Source organism: Algisphaera agarilytica (genome assembly GCF_014207595.1).
Classification (GTDB): Bacteria; Planctomycetota; Phycisphaerae; order Phycisphaerales; family Phycisphaeraceae; genus Algisphaera; species Algisphaera agarilytica.
This window is the reverse complement of the sequence record NZ_JACHGY010000001.1, coordinates 2,977,958-2,998,632: the sequence shown is the minus strand read 5'-3', so window position 1 is coordinate 2,998,632 and position 20,675 is coordinate 2,977,958. Positions and strand designations below refer to the sequence as shown.

Annotated in this window: 19 protein-coding genes; 2 read left to right on the top strand and 17 right to left on the bottom strand. The window is 63.4% G+C overall.

The annotated features are described in order from the left end of the window. Positions 1–20: 20 nt before the first annotated feature. The 16 genes from HNQ40_RS12915 to HNQ40_RS12840 all read right to left on the bottom strand — a co-directional run bounded on the left by HNQ40_RS12915 (position 21) and on the right by HNQ40_RS12840 (position 15,738). Positions 21–1,457 carry a flagellar hook-length control protein FliK gene (locus tag HNQ40_RS12915; RefSeq protein WP_184678239.1) on the bottom strand — a complete coding sequence of 479 codons (1,437 nt, stop codon included), beginning with the start codon at positions 1,455–1,457 and terminating at the stop codon, positions 21–23. Then, positions 1,454–2,182, bottom strand: coding sequence for a hypothetical protein (locus HNQ40_RS12910; RefSeq protein WP_184678238.1), 729 nt, complete (start codon positions 2,180–2,182; stop codon positions 1,454–1,456). The genes HNQ40_RS12915 and HNQ40_RS12910 overlap by 4 nt, the downstream gene beginning before the upstream one ends. Continuing rightward, the gene (gene fliJ / locus HNQ40_RS12905; RefSeq protein WP_184678237.1) at positions 2,179–2,682 is read right to left on the bottom strand and encodes a flagellar export protein FliJ; all 504 of its coding nucleotides are present in this window, start codon (positions 2,680–2,682) and stop codon (positions 2,179–2,181) included. The genes HNQ40_RS12910 and fliJ overlap by 4 nt, the downstream gene beginning before the upstream one ends. An 8-nt stretch (positions 2,683–2,690) precedes the next feature. Continuing rightward, positions 2,691–4,079, bottom strand: a complete 1,389-nt coding sequence (locus HNQ40_RS12900; protein ID WP_184678236.1) for a FliI/YscN family ATPase — start codon at positions 4,077–4,079, stop codon at positions 2,691–2,693. Between the two features lie 49 nt (positions 4,080–4,128). After that, complete coding sequence (locus HNQ40_RS12895) at positions 4,129–4,914, bottom strand: FliH/SctL family protein (RefSeq protein WP_184678235.1); 786 nt, start codon at positions 4,912–4,914, stop codon at positions 4,129–4,131. Positions 4,915–5,065: 151 nt separating this feature from the next. Then, the gene (gene fliG / locus HNQ40_RS12890) at positions 5,066–6,100 is read right to left on the bottom strand and encodes a flagellar motor switch protein FliG (protein WP_184678234.1); all 1,035 of its coding nucleotides are present in this window, start codon (positions 6,098–6,100) and stop codon (positions 5,066–5,068) included. 39 nt (positions 6,101–6,139) lie between these two features. After that, a complete protein-coding gene (locus HNQ40_RS12885) occupies positions 6,140–7,783 on the bottom strand; it encodes a hypothetical protein (RefSeq protein ID WP_184678233.1) in 1,644 nt (547 codons plus the stop codon). Between the two features lie 138 nt (positions 7,784–7,921). Then, positions 7,922–8,230, bottom strand: coding sequence for a flagellar hook-basal body complex protein FliE (fliE, locus tag HNQ40_RS12880; RefSeq protein WP_184678232.1), 309 nt, complete (start codon positions 8,228–8,230; stop codon positions 7,922–7,924). 56 nt (positions 8,231–8,286) lie between these two features. Next, positions 8,287–8,691 carry a flagellar basal body rod protein FlgC gene (flgC, locus tag HNQ40_RS12875; RefSeq protein ID WP_184678231.1) on the bottom strand — a complete coding sequence of 135 codons (405 nt, stop codon included), beginning with the start codon at positions 8,689–8,691 and terminating at the stop codon, positions 8,287–8,289. Between the two features lie 70 nt (positions 8,692–8,761). Next, positions 8,762–9,199 carry a flagellar basal body rod protein FlgB gene (flgB, locus tag HNQ40_RS12870; protein WP_184678230.1) on the bottom strand — a complete coding sequence of 146 codons (438 nt, stop codon included), beginning with the start codon at positions 9,197–9,199 and terminating at the stop codon, positions 8,762–8,764. 156 nt (positions 9,200–9,355) lie between these two features. Further along, on the bottom strand, positions 9,356–10,855 hold the full coding sequence (locus tag HNQ40_RS12865) for a sigma-54-dependent transcriptional regulator (protein ID WP_184678229.1): 1,500 nt from the start codon (positions 10,853–10,855) through the stop codon (positions 9,356–9,358). Then, the gene (locus HNQ40_RS12860; RefSeq protein WP_184678228.1) at positions 10,852–11,790 is read right to left on the bottom strand and encodes a sensor histidine kinase; all 939 of its coding nucleotides are present in this window, start codon (positions 11,788–11,790) and stop codon (positions 10,852–10,854) included. Before HNQ40_RS12860 ends, HNQ40_RS12865 begins: the two co-directional genes overlap by 4 nt. A gap of 13 nt (positions 11,791–11,803) precedes the next feature. Then, positions 11,804–12,313 (bottom strand): flagellar protein FlgN, encoded by a 510-nt coding sequence (locus tag HNQ40_RS12855; RefSeq protein WP_184678227.1) that lies wholly within the window; start codon positions 12,311–12,313, stop codon positions 11,804–11,806. Positions 12,314–12,485: 172 nt separating this feature from the next. After that, positions 12,486–12,575 carry a PEP-CTERM sorting domain-containing protein gene (locus HNQ40_RS18735; RefSeq protein ID WP_184678226.1) on the bottom strand — a complete coding sequence of 30 codons (90 nt, stop codon included), beginning with the start codon at positions 12,573–12,575 and terminating at the stop codon, positions 12,486–12,488. Between the two features lie 18 nt (positions 12,576–12,593). Continuing rightward, positions 12,594–13,193, bottom strand: a complete 600-nt coding sequence (locus HNQ40_RS12845; RefSeq protein WP_184678225.1) for a hypothetical protein — start codon at positions 13,191–13,193, stop codon at positions 12,594–12,596. Between the two features lie 61 nt (positions 13,194–13,254). Beyond that, entirely contained in the window at positions 13,255–15,738 is a 2,484-nt protein-coding gene (locus HNQ40_RS12840) for a tetratricopeptide repeat protein (protein WP_184678224.1), read from the bottom strand. Between the two features lie 176 nt (positions 15,739–15,914). On the opposite strand from HNQ40_RS12840, the gene HNQ40_RS12835 reads away from it, so the two are divergent. Beyond that, the gene (locus HNQ40_RS12835; RefSeq protein ID WP_184678223.1) at positions 15,915–16,472 is read left to right on the top strand and encodes a CbiX/SirB N-terminal domain-containing protein; all 558 of its coding nucleotides are present in this window, start codon (positions 15,915–15,917) and stop codon (positions 16,470–16,472) included. A gap of 146 nt (positions 16,473–16,618) precedes the next feature. Then, the gene (locus HNQ40_RS12830; protein WP_221435524.1) at positions 16,619–19,396 is read left to right on the top strand and encodes a serine hydrolase domain-containing protein; all 2,778 of its coding nucleotides are present in this window, start codon (positions 16,619–16,621) and stop codon (positions 19,394–19,396) included. Between the two features lie 110 nt (positions 19,397–19,506). Here HNQ40_RS12830 and prfB read toward each other — a convergent pair whose 3' ends face one another. Continuing rightward, positions 19,507–20,631 (bottom strand): peptide chain release factor 2, encoded by a 1,125-nt coding sequence (gene prfB, locus HNQ40_RS12825; protein WP_184678221.1) that lies wholly within the window; start codon positions 20,629–20,631, stop codon positions 19,507–19,509. Positions 20,632–20,675 lie beyond the last annotated feature (44 nt).

The window sequence follows — 20,675 nt, the reverse complement described above, 5'->3', positions numbered from 1 at the left end:
GACGTTCAGCGTTGAACGGGTTACGCGGCTCCCAGCGCCGGGTTGGCGGGAGCGGTTTCTGTTTCGGTGTTGCTCAGGTCTGCATTGAATATCTGGGTGAAGTCGGCGGGTGCCGGGCTGTCGTCGGCTGCCCCGTCACCCTGGCCGTCTTGCTGCGAAGACTGGTTGAACTGCCCACGGCTTCGGCCGTCCGCGTTGGTTTGGGATTGCTGGCTGTCGCTGTTGGCCTGCTGCTGCAGGCTGGACGAGTTCGATGACGAACTCATCGATTGCACGCCGAGCTTCTCGACGTTCAGGCCCTGGGATTCGAGCGAGCTGCGGAGTTGGCCGAGTTGCTGGGTCAGCAAACGCTGAGCCGAATCGGTCTCGGCGTGGAACTGGGCCGAGACGTTCGAGCCCTGCAGGTTCAATTGGATACGCACCGTGCCCATCTCCGGCGGGGTCAATCGAAGCGTGACCGCCCCGCCCTGCTGGTTGACGGCGTTGCTCAGGCCACGCGACAGGCGTGCGGCGTTGAGCGCGTCGGTGGTGTTCTGGTTGGGCTGCCCGGTCGGGGCGAGGCGGGCCGAGACGTCGGTCCCCGCCTGCGTGGCGCTGTTCACCAGGGGCGACACCGGCTGCGCGGCGGTTCGGCTCGCGGCGGTTTCGCTTCCGGGCAGCGCCGTGGCGGGCAACACGTTGGACGAGCCCGGCTTCGCCTCGGTCACGCCGGGGTCGGCCTGACCTTGGGTGAACCCGGATTGGCTTTGCCCCTCGGAAAACTGCTGGCCGGTCTGAGTTTGGGCCGAGGCGTTTTCGGGGGCGATGGTCGTCACCGAGGCCGTTGCGTTGGCGGCGCCCGTGGCGGGAAGCACCGGTGCGGTGGTTTGCGGGGTCACCGTAGTCGTCGCGGCGGCCACGCCCTGCCCGGCATTCGCTCCGGTGATCGCGGACACGGCGCTGAGCGCCTCGAACAACGCGGTGAGGCCGGGGAACGGCGAAGGTGTCTCGCCGTTGGCGGCGCCTTCCACCGCTTGGGCCAGCGGGTTGTTTTCCAGCACGTTTTCAAAGGCCGCGATCAACTCCGAGACCAACTCGCCCACGGGAGACTCGGTCTGATCCGACTCGCCTTCGGTGGCGGCCGACGCATCTGATACTTCACCCTCAGCTGCCACCTCAGACTCGGCGGATTCCGCCTGCGCTTCTGCGGTTTCATCCGTGGCAACATCGGACGACCGATCTGCTGCCGCGGCTTCTTCGGTTGGCTCCGACACCGGGGCCTCGGCCGCTTGAGCGTCCCGTTCACGGGTCACGTCGCGGCGAGACTCAAGTTCGGACGAAGGACGCGGCTCGGCCTCCGAAAGTTCATCGCGAAACGAGCGCGACGTGTCGTTCGCTTCCGATGTCTCGGCCGGGAACGGCACGGGGGACTTCGGCTCCGCGACGGGATTCAATGACAACAGGTCCAGGGCACTCATGACTGGGGTTGCTCCGATGTGCCCCCGGCGGTGGCTTGGCCAAACGGGTCTTTGCCGCGGGTGCGTAGCTGCTCGAGGATCTCGGCGGCTTGCGGGATGTCTTCTTCGCTCTTGAACGCCTTGAGGATGCCGGCGGATTTACGCAGCTGCATCGCGGCGAGGTAGTCCACCACCTCTTCCATCTGCCCGTCGGCGATGTACTGCTGGACCACGCCCTTGGCCTGCTTGGGCGGAAGCTGCTCCAGCGTTTTGACCGCGCGATCGAAGTCCTCGTCCCGCATGCTCGCGGTCCGGACCTTGACCATCTCCTCGAAGATGGCCTGCTGTTCCTGGAGCGCGGCCCACTCCTGCGCGATCAGGGCTTTGTCCTGATCGAGCCGGCGACGGATCGCTTCGGTCTCGGCGTTCAGCCGTTCGAGACGGTGGAGGTCGAATTCATCTGCTTCGAAGTTTTGCGCCAGACGGTCTTCCAGGGTCTGCGGCCCCTTGGCGACACTCTCCAGACGCATCAGTTGATCGCGGGCGGCGGCGGCCTCGGCCTCGGCGGCTTCGGCTTCGGCTTTGAGCTGATCGACCTCAGCGATCGTGGGCTTGAACATCTCCACCACCGCCTGCACCCGCTCGCCGTCGAGCCGGTTGCTGGCCTTGAGCCAACCCACAAAGCCCACCGCCAGGATCAGGTGGATCAAGATCAAGATGATGAACGCAGCCAACAGCGATTTCATGCCACACGCTCCTGATTCAGGGTGTCGGAGGAGTCATCCACCACACGCTGAGCTTCAAAGAGCTTGCGGGTGTAGGCCTGCGACGCGAGGTCGTCGAGCTCGGCCGTTTCCTTGCGGTCCTGCTCGGTCTTCCATTTCTTGAGGTCACGCTCACGCAGCAGGTCGAGGGCTTTGCGTTGCTGCATCGCGTTGACCAGTTGTTGCCGGGCGGCTTCGACCTGCACTTTGAGTTCGGCCAGGCGTTGCACGAGTTGCCGGCCGCGCACGGTCGAGTCGGCGTTGAACCGCGTGAACTCGCCGACCTGCGACAGGTCCACCTTGCCGACCAGGGCTCCGCCGAGGTCGCGCTTGGAGTCGGAGATCTGCTGCTGCATCCCGCGGAGCTGATCGGTCAGGATCATCTGCGTACGCACACGCTCGGCCATCTTGCGTTGGGCCTGGTCTTCGAGGTTGCGGCGGTGCTGCAACAAACTTTCGTAGCGGAAAATGAACTTGGGCATAAGCGGAACTAGCTACGGCGAATATTCGCCCGGGTCTGTGCTTGGAGTTGTTGTTTGGTTTGATCCAGGAGCTGTGCGAGGGCCTGGAGTTGAGCCGTCGTTTGCAGGAAGTCGGCCTGGCCCTGCACCTCGCCCCGTCCCTGCTGCAGCAGGCGATCGATCGCGGGCTTGCAGGTGATGGCCAGGTCGAAATCGGGGTTGGAACCCGCGGCATAAGCGCCGATGTTCACCAGGTCCTCGACCTGCCGGTGGGCGGCGATCAGCTTCAGGACCTGGCGGCGCCACTGCTGGTGGTTCGCATCGGTGACGTCGTCGGCGACACGGCTGATCGAGCCGGGCACGTCGATCGCGGGGTAGTGCCCCTGCTCGGCGAGCTTGCGATCGAGCAGCAGGTGGCCGTCCAGGATGCCCCGGCAGGCGTCGGCGATAGGCTCGTCCATGTCGCCGCCCTCGACCAGCACCGAGTACAGCCCGGTGATCGAGCCCTGGCTGGTGCGGCCCGAGCGTTCGAGCAGCTTGGGCAACGTCGCGAACACGCTGGGCGGATAGCCCTTGGTGGCGGGCGGCTCACCCGCGGCGAGACCGACCTGCCGCTGGGCCTGGCAGAACCGGGTCACCGAGTCCATGACCAGCATGACGTTCAGCCCCTGGTCGCGGAAATACTCGGCGATGCTCGTGCCGACCCACGCCGCACGCAGCCGCATCAATGCGGACTCGTCGCTGGTCGCACAGACCACCACGCTGCGGGCCATGCCGTCGGCACCGAGTGCTTTTTCGATGAAGTCTTTGACCTCCCGTCCACGCTCGCCGATGAGCGCGATCACCGAGACGTCCGCCGCGGTGTGTTTCGCGCAGCTCGCCAGCAGCGTGGACTTGCCCACGCCCGGCGACGCAAACACGCCCATGCGCTGGCCCATGCCGAGCGGCGTCATCGCGTCGATCACCCGCATGCCGGTGGCCAGGGGTTGATCGATCAGCGGCCGATCCAATGGGTCGACGGGCTCGGGGTGCAGCGGTTGGGGGACGGTGTCACGCAGCGGGCCCTGGCCGTCGATCGGTTCGCCCATGCCGTTGAGCACCCGGCCGAGCAGCGTGGGCCCGACGCGGACCTGCTGGGTGTTGTGCAGCGCGACGACGTGATCGCCCCGGCTCACGCCCGACGCTGAGCCCAGCGGCATGACCACGGTGTCGCGGCCATCGAACCCGACGACTTCGCCGGGGATCGGCGGGGACTGAGCGCGGTTCCCGGCGTGCGAGAAAATTTCGACCATGGCCCCGATCGGCGCGGGCAACGTCGCCACCCGCAGCGCAAGACCGCGCACTTCTTTCACCGTGCCGCGCAATTCCGGCGCGGTGCAACGGTCGAGCAGGTCGATCTGGGCATCGAGAACGGGCATTACATGAACTTCCAGCGAACAGGATGCCGGTCGGCAAACACAGTGAGAATTACAGCTCGGGATCGGTCGGCGGCGTGTCGGTGGTTTCGGTCGGCGATGGGGTCGAGTCCGCCTCGGAAGGTGCCGAATCTTCAGCCGATGCACCCGGGAGAATGACTTCGGTCAGCCGGCGGATCTGGGTCGGGATCGAGGCATCGACCTCGCCCCCGTTCAGACCGAGCTTGCAGCCGCCCCGCCCCACCGATTCGTCTTCGATCAGGTCCACGTGCTGCAGATGCGAAAGCCCAGCGAGCAAGTCGGGCAGGACTTCTCGCAGCGCGGCTTGATCTTCCGGGTGCACGCGGATCGCGACGTCGGTGGGTTCGAGCACATGCGACAACGCCGTGGCGACCTGATCGGCGATCACCCCCGGGTCTACCTCGATGACGCGGTGTGTGACCTGCTGAGCGAACTTCAATGCGAAACGCAGCACCGCGGACCGGGCCTCGCGGTCCATCTCCGTGCGATAGGCGTCCCAGTCCTTGGCCACGGCATCGAACTGCGCGGTGACGTGCTGCACCCGCTCGTTGCCCGCGGCCAACGCCTCGGCGTGCCCCTGGGCCTTGCCTTCCTCCATGCCTTGAGCCAAGCCCTTGGCGTGCCCCGCATCAAACCCCGTCTGCTCGGCGGCGGCGATGATGCGCTGCGCTTCGTCCCGGGCGTCCTGCAGAATCTGCTCGGCTCGGGCCTGAGCCGCGGCCTTCAGCTTCGCCGCCTGCTTGCCCAAGTCACCCAAGTCCAACACCACCGCGTCGCGGATGAGGGGCTGACTGGCTTGTTGCTTGAGGATGGGCATTGGGGGGCTTGGGTGTTGGGGGCTTAGGGGCTTGGATTTGGGACTTGTGATTTAGCGAGCGGGCTTGAGTTTTCGAATATCGGTGGAGTTTGGGCAGAAGCAGCGGGCTGGGACTCTGTTCCTAAGCCCCTAACACCCAAGCCCCCAACCCCTACACCACCAAATCCTTGTCACCGCCGCGGCCGCTGATGATGATCTCGCCGGCGTCTTCGAGACGGCGGACGATGTCGACGATGCGTTGCTGGGCCGCTTCCACGTCGCTGACGCGGACCGGGCCCATGAATTCCATGTCCTCGGCGATAAGCGTGGCGGCACGCTCGGACATGTTGCGGAAAATCTTGTCCTGCAGGTCCTGGCTGGCGGTCTTGAGGGCCAGCGACAACTCGTCGTTCTCGACTTCCTTGAGCACCGCCTGGATGCCCTTGTCGTCGACGAGGTTGATGTCTTCGAAGACAAACATCAGCCGGCGGATCTCTTCGACCAGGTCGGGGTCGTCGGCCTCAAGGCCTTCCATGATCGACTTCTCGGTGGTGCGGTCGGTGAGGTTGAGCATCTCCGCCACGCTGTTGATGCCGCCGAGCTTTTCGAACGACTGGTTGAGCATATTCGCCAAGCGGGCTTCGAGGCCCTTCTCGACTTCGCTGATGACCTCGGGGTTGGTCTGCTCCATGTTGGCGACGCGCTTCACGACCTCGATCTGCTTGGCCGTGGGCAGGCCGCCCAGGATTTCCGAGGCCTTGGCGTATTGCAGGTGGCTGACGATCAAGGCGATGGTCTGCGGGTGCTCGTCCTGGATAAACGTCAGCAGGTTCGAGCTCTCGGCCTTCTGCAGGAACGCGAACGGCGTCTTGCGGACCTGGTGGCTGATCCGCTGCATGATCGCGTCGGCGTCTTCCTTGGACAGGCTGTTGGCCAGCAGCATCCGGGCGTTTTCGAGCCCGCCTTCCACCGCCCAGCTCTGCGAAACCGCGAGGTTGTAGAACTCGGTCACCACCTCGTCACGCAGCCGCGGCGGCACGCTGCCGATGCTCGCCAGCTCGCGCGTCACCTCTTCGACCGCCTGTGTGGGCATGGTCTTGAGCACCATGCCGGACGCCTCGCCATCGAGGGCCAGCAGCAGCACCGCCGCCTTGCGCACGCCGCTCAGGTCGTCGATCGTATCGGTGGGTTTGATGGATTTAAACATCGTTTAACCTCATCCGCCGGGCCATCCCGGCGACTGCACTCAGTCCTCGGCCTGGACCCATTTGCCCAGCAAGCTGCCCGCGTCGTTCGGCGACGACTTGATCATCTCGTTGATCTGGTCGGCGAGGTTGCGGGTACGTAGTTCTTCTTCGTTGACCTCCAGGCCGGCCATCGAGGCCTCGACCTCGTCGGCCTCACCGATCAATTCCTCATCGGTAGGCAGGGCCGGGGGAACACCCGCCAACTCTTCAACCGTGGGCAACGCCTCGGGCTTGGTGGCCTTCTTCACCATCATCAGCGCGAGCGCCAGCGAGATCACCGCCAGCCCCCCCGCCGAAGCCATGGCGACCATGTTCGAGTCGGTCACCACGCCCATCACGCCGCCACCACCGGAGCTGCCGGGGCCGGCGAACTCGGGCTGGAGAAAGGCCATGTCGTAGACCATGTTGGCCTCGATGATGCCCGGGGCGTCTTCGCTGACCGCGACCAGCGGCGCGACCTGCGCCTTGATCTTTTCGATCTCGGCGGCCTGGATCGGCTCGAGCGTCGCGGCGTCGGGCGCGTCTTCCGTCTCGGGGTTCATCGCCTTGTAGATGGTGACGAAGTAGCTCCGTGGCACGTTGATCGTCACGTTGATCTGTTCGATCTGGTGGCCGGCCAACTCGATCTGCGAGGTGCTGACGAGCTGCTTCTCGCCGAACTCGCTGCGGGTCATCGTCTCGGTGGTTTCCTGGGTGAGGTTGTCGCCGGGGTCGATGGTGAGCGTGGTGTTAGGGCGGGCGCCCGCTTCGCCACCGCGGTCAAAGCTCTTGCTGATCAGCTCGTTGGTTTCCTCGACTTTAAGCGGCTCGGTATCGGAGAACTTGCGTTCCTCACGCACCTCACGGCGGATCGGGTTGGTACTGACGCGGACCGCGACGATGACGCCGGGGATGGTGCGGAGCGTGTCTTCGATCTTCTTGCGGTGGTACTCTTCCTGGTGGCGGACGAGTTCGATGACTTCGGTCGGAACGACATCGTCCTCATCCGCGACGGTGTGCTGCCGGCCGTTGTTCGCGTCGATCACCATCACGTCCTGCGGACGCAGCTCGGCCACCGCCCCGCTCACCAGGCTGGCCAGCGACTCGACGCGGTGCTTGCCCACGGCCTGGCTGCCGTTCATCGTGACGGTGACCGACGCCGAGGGCCGGACCCCGGTTCGCCCGAAGCCGACACGCTCGGGCAGCGAGATAACCACGTCGGCGGAACGGATCCCGTCGATCTTCCGGGCCACCACACTGAGGTAATTCTGCATGGCGAGCAAGTATTTGCGGTCGCCCTGGGCGTCGGTTTCCCAGGGGTTGCCGGTGATGTCGGCGAACGCGGTCGAGGCGTTTTCCGAGAGCATGTCTTCGCGGGCCAGCAGGGCGATCGCATCGATACGCTTGGTGGCGGGCACGTAGACCTGGCCGTTCTTGATCTCGGCGGAGATGCCCGAGGCGTCGAGGCGGGCAACGACTTCTTCGCTGCGGCCGTCGGCGAAACGACTGATCGGCACCGTCTGGGGCTTGCCCGCGTAGAGCAACGCGATAAACCCGACCAGCAGCATGATCACCACCAGCGAGCCGATCAGCAGCTTGGTCGAAGCGGGCAGACCTTCCATCTGCGCCCGGATCGTCGTCCAATATTTCCTAGCAAAATCCATCTTGGGTCGGCCTCCTGCCTTACTTCAGTGATGAGTGAACAGTGACGAGTGTTGAGTGGCTCCGCCGACTCTGCTACCCGATGCTCTTGTCTTTACTCATCACTGTTCACTGTTTACTCATCACTATGCCTTGTCGCCTTAGACTCGGATCTGTTTCACCTCTTCGTAGGCGTCCATCATCTTGTTGCGCACCTGCATCAGCATCTGGAACGCGATATCTGCTTTCTGTTTGGCCATCATGACGCCATCGATGTCGTTGCGGTCGCCGGTGGCAAAGTCTTCGTAGGCCACCTCCGCGTCCTTCTGGAGCTTGCTGACCTGTTCGATGTTTTTCATCAGCACGTCTTTAAACCCCGGGCCCTCGACCTTGGGGGCGGCCAGAGGCTTGCCGGGCTGGAGCGGGCTGACGCCTTGATTCGGATTGATGAGACCCAGTGGATCGGGCATGTTGGACTCGGGCTAAATGGCGGTGCGGGGTTATTGCGTTAGATGACGACGATCGCTCAGGCCAGCAGGCGGAGGGCCGACTGCATCATGGCCTTGGTGGCCTCGGCGGCCTGGATGTTGGCCTCGTAGGCCCGGGCGATCTCAAGGGCGTTCACTTGTTCGTTGATCGTGTTGATGTTGGGGAATTTGACGTAGCCGTCCTTATCCGCCAGCGGGTGTTTCGGCAGATGCTTTTTCATGAAGGGCGCGGGGTCGTGCATGATCTGACGCACGTGCACTCCCTCAGCCTTCCCCGTGGCGGCGTCGCCTTCGCTGAGGATGGCGATCCGACGGCGGAAAGGCACGTTCTCGCCGTTGGCATCTTCGATGCTGTTGGCGTTCGCCACGTTGGCCGCGACCGTTTCCATCCGGATGCGGTTGGCGACGAGGGCGGAGGTTGAGGTGTCTAGGGCGCCGAACATGGCATTGGCTTTCGTATGTTTGGTTTACTCAGTGAATCTCGGATCGAACTTCTTTCTCACTCACGCCGCGTCAGGAGAGCGTGCCCCGGATGGCCATCCGCAGCAGGTTGAACTCGCTCTTGAGCATCTCCAGGCCCGCGTTGTGGGCGAGCGTGTTTTCGGCGAGATCTTGCATGATGCGTTCGAGGTCGCGGTTGTTACGGTCGTGGAACAGGATGTTTTCGTCGAGCTCCTGCGGGCGGGCTTCGAGGCCGTGGGCATGGAAGCGGAACTCACGTGTGTCTTGGAACCGGAGGTCGCCCTGGCGGGGCGTCTCGGTGGCCCGGCGGTCGTGAACCGCCTTGCGGAGCTGCTTCTGGAACTTCTCAACGCTCAAGTCCTTCGGCTGGAAGTACGGCGTCGAGAGGTTGGCGATGTTGTTCGCGATGACCTGGTGGCGCTGGCCGGTGAATTGAACCACCCGCTCGAGCACCGGCAGGGAACCGCTGTTGAACATTCCATCAATCATGGGCACACCTCACGCATCCCGGATTTACCGCAATCCGCGTGCCGACCCCGCCCGCCGCCAGGAACCGCAAAACGGGCAAAACCACCGCGCAATACCTGCGCACCACAGGCGCTGGAGCTGCGCCCCAAACCGAGCAAAAAACCACCACAGCTGACCTCAGATCGTCTGCGCAACGAGGTTCTGCTCCTTCCATTTCTTGAGTTTCAGGCCCAGCGTGCGAACGCCGATCCCCAGCGCCTCGGCCGTCTTCGTGCGGTTGCCGTTGAACTGCCCCAGTGCGTGGACGATGCGGTCGCGCTCGACTTCTTCGAGAGGGCGCACCTCCTGCCCGATCGCGGCGGCAACCGACACCGGAGCACTCGCCCCGGCCATCGAAGCTACCTGTAGCGGCGGGCTGCCCATCACCGCGGCATTCGCAGCCGGCGAAGGAGGGGTCAGCGATTGCGGCGACGGCGTGAAACCCGATGCACTCGAAGGCAGGGTCAACAGCCAGGGCTGGATCAATCCGCCCGAGATCACCTGCCCCTTGGACAACACGCTTGCCCGCTCGCAGATGTTCTGCAGCTCCCGCACGTTGCCCGGCCAGTGATAGGCCGACAACAAAGCCTGCGCTTCTTCATCGAATCGCTTGGCTTCCTTGCCTTCACGCAGCGCCACCTGCTGCAGGAAGTGCTGGGCGAGTAGCGTGATATCGCCGCCCCGCTGACTCAGCGGCGGCAACGCGATCGGCAAGACATTCAGACGGTAGTACAGGTCCTGGCGGAACGTGCCGTCCGCCACCGACTGCGCCAGATCGCGGTTGGTCGTCGCGATCACCCGCACATCGACCTGCATCGTGATCGAAGAGCCGACGCGTTCGAACTGGCCTTCCTGCAGCACCCGCAGCAACTTGGCCTGAAGAGTCGGGCTGATCTCACTGATTTCATCCAGCAGCAGCGTGCCGCCGTCGGCGAGCTCGAACCGGCCCTTGCGGAGCTGATCCGCACCGGTGAACGCGCCCTTCTCGTGGCCGAACAACTCGCTCTCCAGCAGGCTGCTCGACAGCGCCGCACAGTTGAGGCAGAGCATGATGCGGTCGTGCCGGGGCGAGTGGGCGTGGATCGTGCGGGCGACCACTTCTTTACCCGTGCCCGATTCCCCTTGAATCAAGACCGTGCCGACCGAATTCGCGATCTGGTGGATCTGCTGAGCGACGCCCTTCATCGCCGGCGACTTGCCGACCAGGTGCGGCGACTCGGGACCGCTGCCGTGCCGCTTCTCCGCTTCACGGTTCGCGTTCTCCATGACAAGCCGGCGGTGCTCCACCGCACGGCGGACCACCATCTTGAGCTGATCGCCTTCAAAGGGTTTCTGCACAAAGTCGAACGCCCCGGCCTTCATCGCCGAGACCGCGTCGTTGATGTTGCCGTAGGCCGTCATCAACACAACCGGGAGCTGGCTGTCCGACTGCGCCAGACGCTGCAGCAACTCCAGCCCATCCATCTCAGGCATCTTGAGGTCGGTCACCACCGCGGCCGGCCGATGCTTGGCCACCATGCGAAGTGCCACCTCACCGTTGGACGCCGCCACGACGGTGTAACCCGCACGCTGCAACGTCGCACCGACGGAGTCGCGCATCATCTGCTTGTCATCGACGACCAGAACCTTCGTACTCATACCGCGGACTCCAACACTTCGGATTCAGAAGCCATACCCCCGACACCCCCGGCCGAGGACGTCTCGGATCGGGGCAGGTCGAGCGTGAACACCGCCCCGCCGTGGCGCTCGTGGTTGTGTACCGCGATCGCGCCGCCGTGGGCATCAACGATGCGGTGCACGATCGCCAGCCCCAGCCCGGTGCCGGTGCTGCGCGTCGTGAAGAACGGATTGAAAATGCGATCCACCACCTCCTGCGGCAGGCCCGGGCCGGTATCGGTCAAGACCACCCGCCCCGCTCCCGCCGAAAGCGTCAGCCGACCGCCGCCCCGGCCCGCCATCGCGTCCACCGCGTTCCGCACCAGGTTCAACAACGCCTGATGCAGAAGATCGGGGTCCGCTTCAATCACGCCATCCACAACTTCCACCGCGACCGCGACGCCCTGGGCTTCAATTGCCGGGCGATGCGCATCGACGACCCGCTGAAACACCTCCGCAGCGTCCAGTCGACGCACCTTCGGCTCGATCTGTCGAGCAAAGCTCAACACGTCATTCACGATGGCCGACAACCCGCGGACCGCGTCCGCGATTTTCTGCGTATTGTCCGCGGCGAAACACAGGCTGCGTTCGCTGACCTGCGTGGGCTCCAGGTCATCGGCCACCATCTCCGCGTAGAGCTGGATCGCCGCCAGGGGATTACGGATTTCGTGAGCGATGCCCGCCGCCATCTCGCCGAGCGCCGAGAGCCGCTTGCTGCGTTCGAGCTGTTCGTTCTTCGCTGCCAGTTCTTTCTGCAGACGAGATACCTCGCCGGACAACGCCTCGTGCGAAGCCTGCAGCCGCTCCGCCACCGCGGAGTACGCCTGGATCACTTCCGCCAGGTCCTCGGGCGCCAGCACCCCGGCCTCTGCCTGACCCGCCCCGGCACCATCAGCATGTTCAGCGACAGACGCCATCAGCACCTCAGCCTCAACCGCTAGAGTCCGTGAACCGAGCCGTGGGCGACGCACCCGCCGCCCCGCCGCCATAGGCGTTGGCCTTGTACGCGTTGATCGCCGCCGGGGCCGTCTTGACCTTGGCCAGCTCCTGCCCGACCTGCGCCTTGGACGCCTCTAGGGATTGGCGGTCCTGTTCGTCCCGCTGGATGATCGACTCGAGCATCGCCTGCACCTCGTCCACCAGCGAACGCAGCAGCTGACGCTTCGCCTCGGTCGACGCCTCGGCGATCTCCGACATCCGCCCCCGCAACGGCGACAGGTCTTGATTGATCTGCGTCAACCGATCGACAATCACTTGCCGCTCAGACAACACACCAAGCAACTGCTCGGCCTGCCCCTGAGCGATGATTTCCTGCTGCTTGCCACTGAGCGCTTCGAGCGACTTATACAAGTCGCGCTGCTGCGTCAGCATCTCGATGAGTTGGTCGGCCTGCCCGTCCGATTGAACGGCATCCGAAAGACTCGCGGGAGGTGGGGTCATCCTGACCTTCTTTCTTAAACACAGGGCATCCTGCCCCACGTGTGGTTATCGGGGGTATCGGACTAAGGGTCTGCCGGACGTTAGTTTTTGCGCGGCCAACACCTGCACTAGGCGAAACTTGCGCGGTCCACCCCGGGAACCCCAATATCTTGTGCCCGCCCGCAATCACACCTCAGACCCGAACCCGACGCCCCCGCCGAGACAAGCCAACCAGCCCCAGACAGAGCAATCCCCCAACCCCAGGCTCCGGAACAAGATTCACCTGCGCCCCGTGAATCGATCAATCGGTGGCTGAATCCGGGAATATGCTCAGGGTTTGGGTATCGCCCACTTCAACCAACGCCGAGCCGTGGGTCTGGCCCAGGACGAGCGAGGTTCGATATATACCCCCCAATTGAATCAGAGCAGACGTCGCACCCGCCACCTCGATCACCCCCGGATACGGCTCGCCCCCGGTGCCGGCCGAGAACACCGTGACTTCATAGATTCCCGATTGCAGCCCCACCAACTGCAACTCACGAACTCCGAAAAAGTAGTCCCCCATCAAACGCGCCTCGCTATCCACACGCCCCGACAAGGATCGCCCGAGTTCCCCACGCAAATCACCAGGGTTGCCCTCAGGAATCGCCGTGACAAAGGTCTCGTTGCCCGACAAATCACGCAACTCGACTTCCTGCGCGTCCCCCTGGGCTCCCAGATCAATCAGATTCCAATAGCCCGCCGCCCCGCCACCGGCGTAAGTCGGATCGGGCGCTTCACCCAGAAATGCCGCCCCGATGTCCAAATTGAAGCTCTGCCCCGCCCCATCCGCAGACAAGGTCAACGCAAACACCGCGACCAGCCCACACAAAAGCACACGAAAACGCCGGAATCCAATCATCTCAAACCTCCACGGAAGGAATTACATCTAGCCCATAGCGTAACGGCCCAAGGCCGCAACGTCACTGGGCCGAGGCGCTCTGCTTGTCGAGCAGCTTCAGCTCACTCGACCACCGCAGCCAATCTTCCCAGTGCTGCCTGGTCATCGGCATGTCCGGGCTATCGAAGACCTCGTCTTCCATCTGGCTGAGCTGCCACAGCGCGTTCTGGTTGGCGACATAGGCCTGCTGGAATTCCTGGAGCTCGCAATACGCGTTGACCATCTGCACCTGGGCGACCAGCGAAGACGGGTGATCGCTCCAGCGCTGGGCCGCTTCGCGGTAGCGGTCGATCGCCACGGTGTAGTCCTGGCGATCGTACGAGCAATCCGCCTTGTAGAAGTAGGCGTTACGCAGATAGAGGTTCTCGAGGTCGGACCGGGCCGCCGCGAACCGGGCCTCGAGCTCGGTGATGACCTGGTCGTAGTACATCTCCGCATTCCGCAAGCGTTCGTTGCGCTCGGCCTGGAACGCGAGCCTTTGGCGTTCGCTGCGTGCGTTCTGCGCCTGCTCCGCCAGGTCACGCGACGAGCGACGCAGACTGTCGCCGAGCATGTAGCGGAGGACTGGGCCGTCGTGCGTGTTGCCGTAGCGTTCGACCGCGGTGTCGAGGCGTTCGATGGCGCTCACGAAGTACACCGGGTCGTCCTGGCCTTGGAGGTAGTAGGTCCGGGCCAGATCGACCAGCGCTTCGCGGTAGGTGTCGGACTCGGGGCGGATGCCCGGGTGGCCGTCCACGATGGAAAGCAACACCCGCACCGCCGCATCGGATTGCCCCATCGCGGTGTAGCAGCGGGCCATGGGCACCAGCGAGGAATACGCCCAGTTGCTCTGCGGGTTTTCGTCGATGAGGTCTTTGAAGATGCCCACCGCCGATTCGTACTGGCGATCGGCCATGTACGCCTTGGCGAGGTGGTGGCGGGCCTTGAGCTGCTCGCCGTCGCCGGGGCGGGTGGTCACGTACTCGGCGTAGATGTCGATCGCGTCCGGCCAGCGCTGAGCCAGGTCGTAGTTCTGCCCGGCTGACCACAGCGATTCGCCGTGGGCCTCGTCGTCAATCACGGTCACGGTGTCGGCATGACGCTTGAAGTACTCCGCCGACTGGCCGTAATGGTGGGCCGCTTCCTGATAGGCGTTCCGGCGTGCCTTGATTGGGGGATCGCCCGGCCCGGCCCAGGTCAGCGGGTCCATCGACTCGGCCCGCGTCATCCGCGCCTCGCCGATCTTCTCGTGGATCTCCGCAAACTGGAACAACGACTCCGCGGGCAACGCCTTGCCACCGTCGTACATCGGCAGCAGCAGGGAGATGTAGTCCAATGCGTCGTCGTACTGCTCCAGATCGATCGAGCGATCCACGTGCGACGCAATCTTTTCGGTCACCTCTTTGCGACGCGGGTCCCAGGCAGGCGTCACATCAAGCATCTGAGCGATCGCCAAACGGAAGTGGTCCACCGAATCGGTGACCCGGCCCATCATCGCCTCGACGTGAGCCCGGCCGATCAACGCATCGATGTACGCCTCGCCCATCGGATGCTCTTTCGCCGCACGGCCGAACAGCGTGTGGGCGCGGTCTTCAAACCCTTCGCCCCCCACCGCCAGCTCGATCTGCGCCAAGCCGACCAGGATCCGGCCGTTCAGCGGGTTGCCATCTTGGATCATCTGCTGCGACACCGCGTACAGGCGGCGGGCGTTGTCGAAGTCCGCGATCTTCTGATACGCCTGCCCCAGCAGCACCAGCAGATCCGGCGCATCGTCCGCACCCGCGGCCCGCAGCCGCTGCATCTCGCGGTTGATGTAGTCGATCGCCCGCTGCGGGTCTTCGACATCCAGGTAGTGCCGGGCACGGAGCTGGGCGACCCACTGCCGCTGCTTGAGTTGTTCTTTCTTGTCGCTTTCGTCGCGGAGGGTGCGCTCGAAGCGGTCGAGCATGCGGGCGAAGGCTTCGGGGTCGCCGTCCGAGCGGTGCTTCTCGATCAGCCGACGGATCAGGCTGTATCGCATCGCCGCGTCTTTGGCTTCCATGCGGTCGACGATCGCCAGGGCGTCGTCTTCCTGTCCACGCAGCACCAGCGTCTCGGCCCAGCGCTGCATCGACAGGCCGTCCAGCGTTCGGCCGAAGCCTTCCGCGGTCTCGTACGCCTCGACCACCTTCCGCAGCTGCACCGCCGACTCGGGCGTGTCGACGGGCACGGGATACAGGTCGCTGTACACCAGCCAGTCGTGGTCACCCAGGTACTGGTAGTACCGGCCGCGCGTCAGATCGTTTTGGGTTTCGATCCCCTCTTCGACCAGCGTGTCCATCCGGATCCGGGCTTCTTCAGGGTTGTCCGCCTCGAGGTACTGGTCGACCGTGTCCAGCATGCCGTGGAAGTCCGGCGGGGTGTAACGCGGCTTGGCCAGATACAGCCCCACGCCCAGCAGCACCATCCCGACCAGCAGCACCGGCAACTGCCAGACCGCGGTCCAGGAGGTCGTCTTGGTCGAAGCTGGGGGAGTGAGATCGGGCATAGGTAATGATCGCGCAACGTGGGCGCACGCTTGGTCTTAGATTTATCGGCCCAAGGCCCCGGAAACATTGAGATTAACCGCGTTCAGCCGCCGTCCCACCCCGCAACGAGCGACCACTGTTCAGCCCGCTCTTCAAGTTGCCTGCCCGCCGCCAACCCCCGAGCTAAACTACGCCTATGAACACCCCCGAAACCACCCCCCGCACCACCGGCGTCATCATCTGCGACCACGGCAGCCGCCGCCAAGCCTCCAACGACAGCCTCAAGGAAGTCGCCAAGCTCTTCGCCGAGCGTTTCGCCGACGACTGCGACATCGTCGAGCCCGCCCACATGGAATTGGCCATGCCCGACATCGCCGCGGCCTACGGCAGCTGTGTCGAGCGCGGCGCCAACCACATCGTGATCCTGCCCTTCTTCCTGGCCCGCGGCAAGCACTGGACCCGTGACATCCCCAGCCTCACCAGCCAGGCCGCCGCCGAGTTCCCCGGCACGACCTACCAGGTCGCCGAACCCCTGGGCATCGACACCCTCATCCTCGACCTGCTCAAAAAGCGCCTCGACGCGGACGACCAACCCACCCTCGCCAGCGGCGAAGAAGACCCCCGCCTCAAAGACACCCCCGCCACCGACAAGCGCATCCAGTGCAACACCTGCCCGTTCCAGCTCGACAAAGAGACCGGCGTGGTCACGATCAAGGAGGGTAGCGGCGTGGTGGCGGCTGGTATTCGACACTAGGCACACCCGTACCAATCGCCCTTAGTTATGTCTCTTTTTGGGGTGCAGGCCCCCATATGGCCAGCTGGTTTTTCGTGCGATTGTCGTAGAAGGCCTATCCGGAGCCGGCGGCAATACATCCGCAGCAACATCGTTATGCGGGTGCCATGACCAGAAAAACCCTCTGCTTTGCTCTACCTTTCTTGGCTGCTTGCCTAACACCTGCTCTCGGTCAGGGAGCGGATTCGAGATTTGATCGGTTTGATCAGAATCATGACGGGGTGCTAACCCGGGAGGAGCTGCCCTACCCCAATTTGTTCGGCCGGCTAGACCGGGACGGCAATAACCTCATCTCCCGAGAGGAATCACAACAACTCAGAGCAAGGAACGAAGATCGGGGAGACGACGGGGATGGCACCACCCCCGAATCGACTGAAGGTGGCGGCGATCAGCCGGAGCTGGGGAAGAGCCCGGCGGGGCTGGCCCGGGACGTGCTTGCTGAGTTGGATGCGGCGATGGGGGCCGCCGTCGAAGATCGCGAGGTAGCTGGAGTCGTGGGATTGCTGCACCGGGGAGGAACGCGAGGCTACTTCGAAGCGTTTGGCTGGCAGGACCTCGAAGGAGAACGGGAGATGCCGCGAGACGCGATCTTCCGGCTGCAGAGCATGAGCAAGCCGGTGGTGACCGTCGCGGCCTTGGTACTGCACGAAGCGGGCGAGTTTGATCTGGACGAGCCGATCGCCAAACACCTGCCGGAATGGGCGGAGCCGAAGGTGCTGGTCGAAGGTGAACTGGTTCCTGCCCACACTGCGATCACCCCACGCATGCTGATGAGCCACAGCAGCGGCCTGTACTACGGAACGCTCCCGGGCTACCCCAAGCCCCGCTCCCGGCCAACGGATCTCGAGGCCAACTCCAAACTTCTAGCCACCTTCCCTCTGAAATTTCACCCCGGCGCGGGGTACAGCTACGGGACCAGCATTGATGTGTTGGGGCGATACTGCGAAGTCGTGGCGGGTAAGCCGCTAGATGAAGTGTTTAGGGAGCGAGTCCTCGCGCCTTTGCATATGGACGAAACCGATTTCTGGGTTCCCGAAGACAAGGCAGATCGGATTGCTCAGGTCTACACGCAATCGTCCCCGGGCGAACTCAAGCGGGGACGCGAAGCGTCGCGACTCACCCGCAAGCCCACGCTGTTTTTGGGCGGTCAGGGGCTGTGCAGCACCGCAGAGGACTACGAGAAATTCTGCCTAATGCTCTTGAACGGCGGCACACTCAACGGCGTCCGTGTGCTGTCGGAGAAAACCGTTGACGATATCTTCACCAACCAATTGGCAGACATCGGCGAGCGTTATGGCTTGGGCGGGTCTGTGGATGGCGATGGCGGCTACGCCTGGGGCGGCGCCAACGGCACCCAGTTCTGGATCGATCGGCCAAACAACATGATCGGCATCTTTATGGTGCAGACCCAGCGCTACCGCGCCCCCACCTTCAATCGCTTCCGCAGCCTGGCCTGGGAAGCGATCACCGATGAACCGCAACCCGACACGACGGACGGGCCCGTGGGAAAGGCCGTTGACCCCGCGCTCCGCTGGACACGGTCACTCCAACTGCCGCTGATCGATGACGGGGGCCACCGATTAACCGGAACCGAAGTCATGGAGTTGGCGGCTTTTCGGGGGGCACTCTATGCGGGCAACAGCCAATGGAACGCGAAGAACGATCACCGGCCGACCCAAGTCTTCACCTTGAAGGGCCTCGATCAATCATGGCAACTCGACTTCGAACTACCGGAGGTCTACACGCGAACGACCTACCTGCAAACCTTCACCTTCCGGACCGATGGCAACGGGGACGCGATCGAGCCCCGCTCCGTACTCCTTCTGGGCGTGAACCGCCAACGGGTCCGCGGAGCCAAGACCCCCGCGGTCGTGTTCGTGAAGGACGATCAAACCGACGCTTGGGTGGAGCACACCATCGGCTTATCGGATACCGAGAAATGGGCGGTGGGCGTGCGCAGCATGGGCTTTCACCGCGACAAAGTCACGGGGGCCGACAAGGTCTTTCTCGGCATCGGCCCGGGGGCGGGTGTGTACTCCGGCACCTGGGACGCCCGCGATGGCGGATCGATTCGATGGAGCCGCGAACCCGAATTCAAGCCCGCCGCCCAGCAACGGGTCATAGGGTTCACGGTCTGCGACGACGTGCTCTACGCCGCCACGCAACGCATCCTGTATCGACGCCACACCGATGGCCCCGAGCCGCGATGGGAGACCGTCTTAGAGAAACGTGCTTCAAGCGAATTTGTGCAGAACTACCGAGATGACCTACATCCAGGGTGGGTCAAGTATGATCACTTCCGTGCCTTGGGAGCCTCAGAATATAAAGAGGGATCTGGCGAATTCCTCTTGTTCGGCTCGCTGAACCGGATATTTCGTCTGAACCCCAAGAGTGACGTGATCGAACCCGAGATCAATATCAAGAAACTGTTCAAAGACCAGCTAGGGATGGACATCCACTATGCGCAGGCCCAACACTACCAACCGGTCGTTTTGGCGGATCAAGATCAGATGGCGATCATCGGCTTGGAAGTGATGTTTGAGGACGATTACATCGCTGCCCACCCCGAAGTCCCTACGAGCCACGTATTGGATCGCCATGCCGACAAAAAAGTCCATTGGGCGAAACAGGGCTTTTACCTTGAACGACGACAGGCCGTAGATGGCACCCCCTCGTACACCATCCGCGAGATACATGACCCCACACACCAGCCACAGCCCGAGTGGTTGGCCCGCGTCCGTTCGGTGCAGACCTCTCCGTTTCCCGGGGATACGGAACGCGTCATCTACGCCAGCGGCTTTGCCCCGTGGGGCTTAGACCTCCGCGTCAACGACACCGGATGGGTTTATCGTGGCGAGCTTCAGCCTTCAGCAGCTGATAATTGAGAGGATAATCCAGGCTGCAGATTTGATTTAGTCATCGGGTACCGCCACACGAAATCCCGGCTCGACTCAATCGATGCGATCTCCCCGTCATCTCTATTGATGGTAAAGAATCAACTTGCCGCTTGTTGCGCTTTGGCCCGACGCTTCAACTCGGCATCAATAAAACCTTGCAAGTTGCCATCAAGGACAGATTGCGGGTTGCCGACTTCGAAGTTGGTGCGGTGGTCTTTGACGCGGTTGTCGTAGAAGACGTAGCTGCGGATCTGGCTGCCCCAGCCGCGGTCGACGCCGCCGCCGGTCGCGGCGTCCATCTCGGCCTGGCGTTTCTGCTCTTCGAGCAACTCGATTTTGCCCTTCAGAATCGACATCGCCTGCTTCTTGTTCTGCTCAGCTTTACGTTCCACCGAACACACCACAGTGAGGGTGTTTTGGGCGTCGTAGTGGTAGACGAGGCGGATGGCGGAGGCGACCTTGTTGACGTTTTGTCCGCCGGGGCCGGAGGAGCGGGCGAACTGGGTGGTTTCGAGTTTGGCGTCGTCGAGCTCGACCTTGCCGGTGTCGGGGAACTCGGGGACGACCTCGATCGCGGAGAACGAGGTCTGGCGTTTGCCCTCGGCGTTGAACGGGCTGACGCGAGCCAGGCGGTGGGTGCCGGCCTCGGCGGAGAGGTAGCCGTAAGCCATCGGGCCCTTGATAAACAACGTGACTTCCTTGATGCCAGCCTCGGTGCCGTGGGTCTTGGAGACCTCGCTGACGTCCCAGTCCATCTTCTCGCAGTGATACAGATACATCCGCATGAGCATCTCGGCCCAGTCGTCGGCCTCGGTGCCGCCCGCACCCGACTGAATCGTCAGGTAGCAGTTGCGGGGATCATATTTGCCCGAAAGTAGCGCGGCGGTTTCGAGGCGGTCGAGCGTTTCGCCGATGCCGTCGAGTTGTTCGTCGACTTCCTTCTTGCTGTCTTCGTCGTCGGCTTCGGTTGCCATGTCCCAAAGCAGCTGGGCTTCTTCGATCGTCTCGGCGGCTTCCTGCAGCGGCTCGATCTGGGCCTTGATGGTTTTGAGCTCGTCGATGACGGCGTTGGCGGTGTCCTGGTTGTCCCAGAAGTCCGGCGCGTTCATCTTGCCTTCGAGCTCTTTGAGCTTTTCTGCTTTTTCATCGACGCGCATCGAATCCTTCATCTGGTTGATGCGGGTGAGGTAGTCGTCGAGGATGCCGGGGATGTTGTCGTGCATGGGGTTTACCGCGAAGGCGCGAAGATCACGAAGGAAAAACGAAG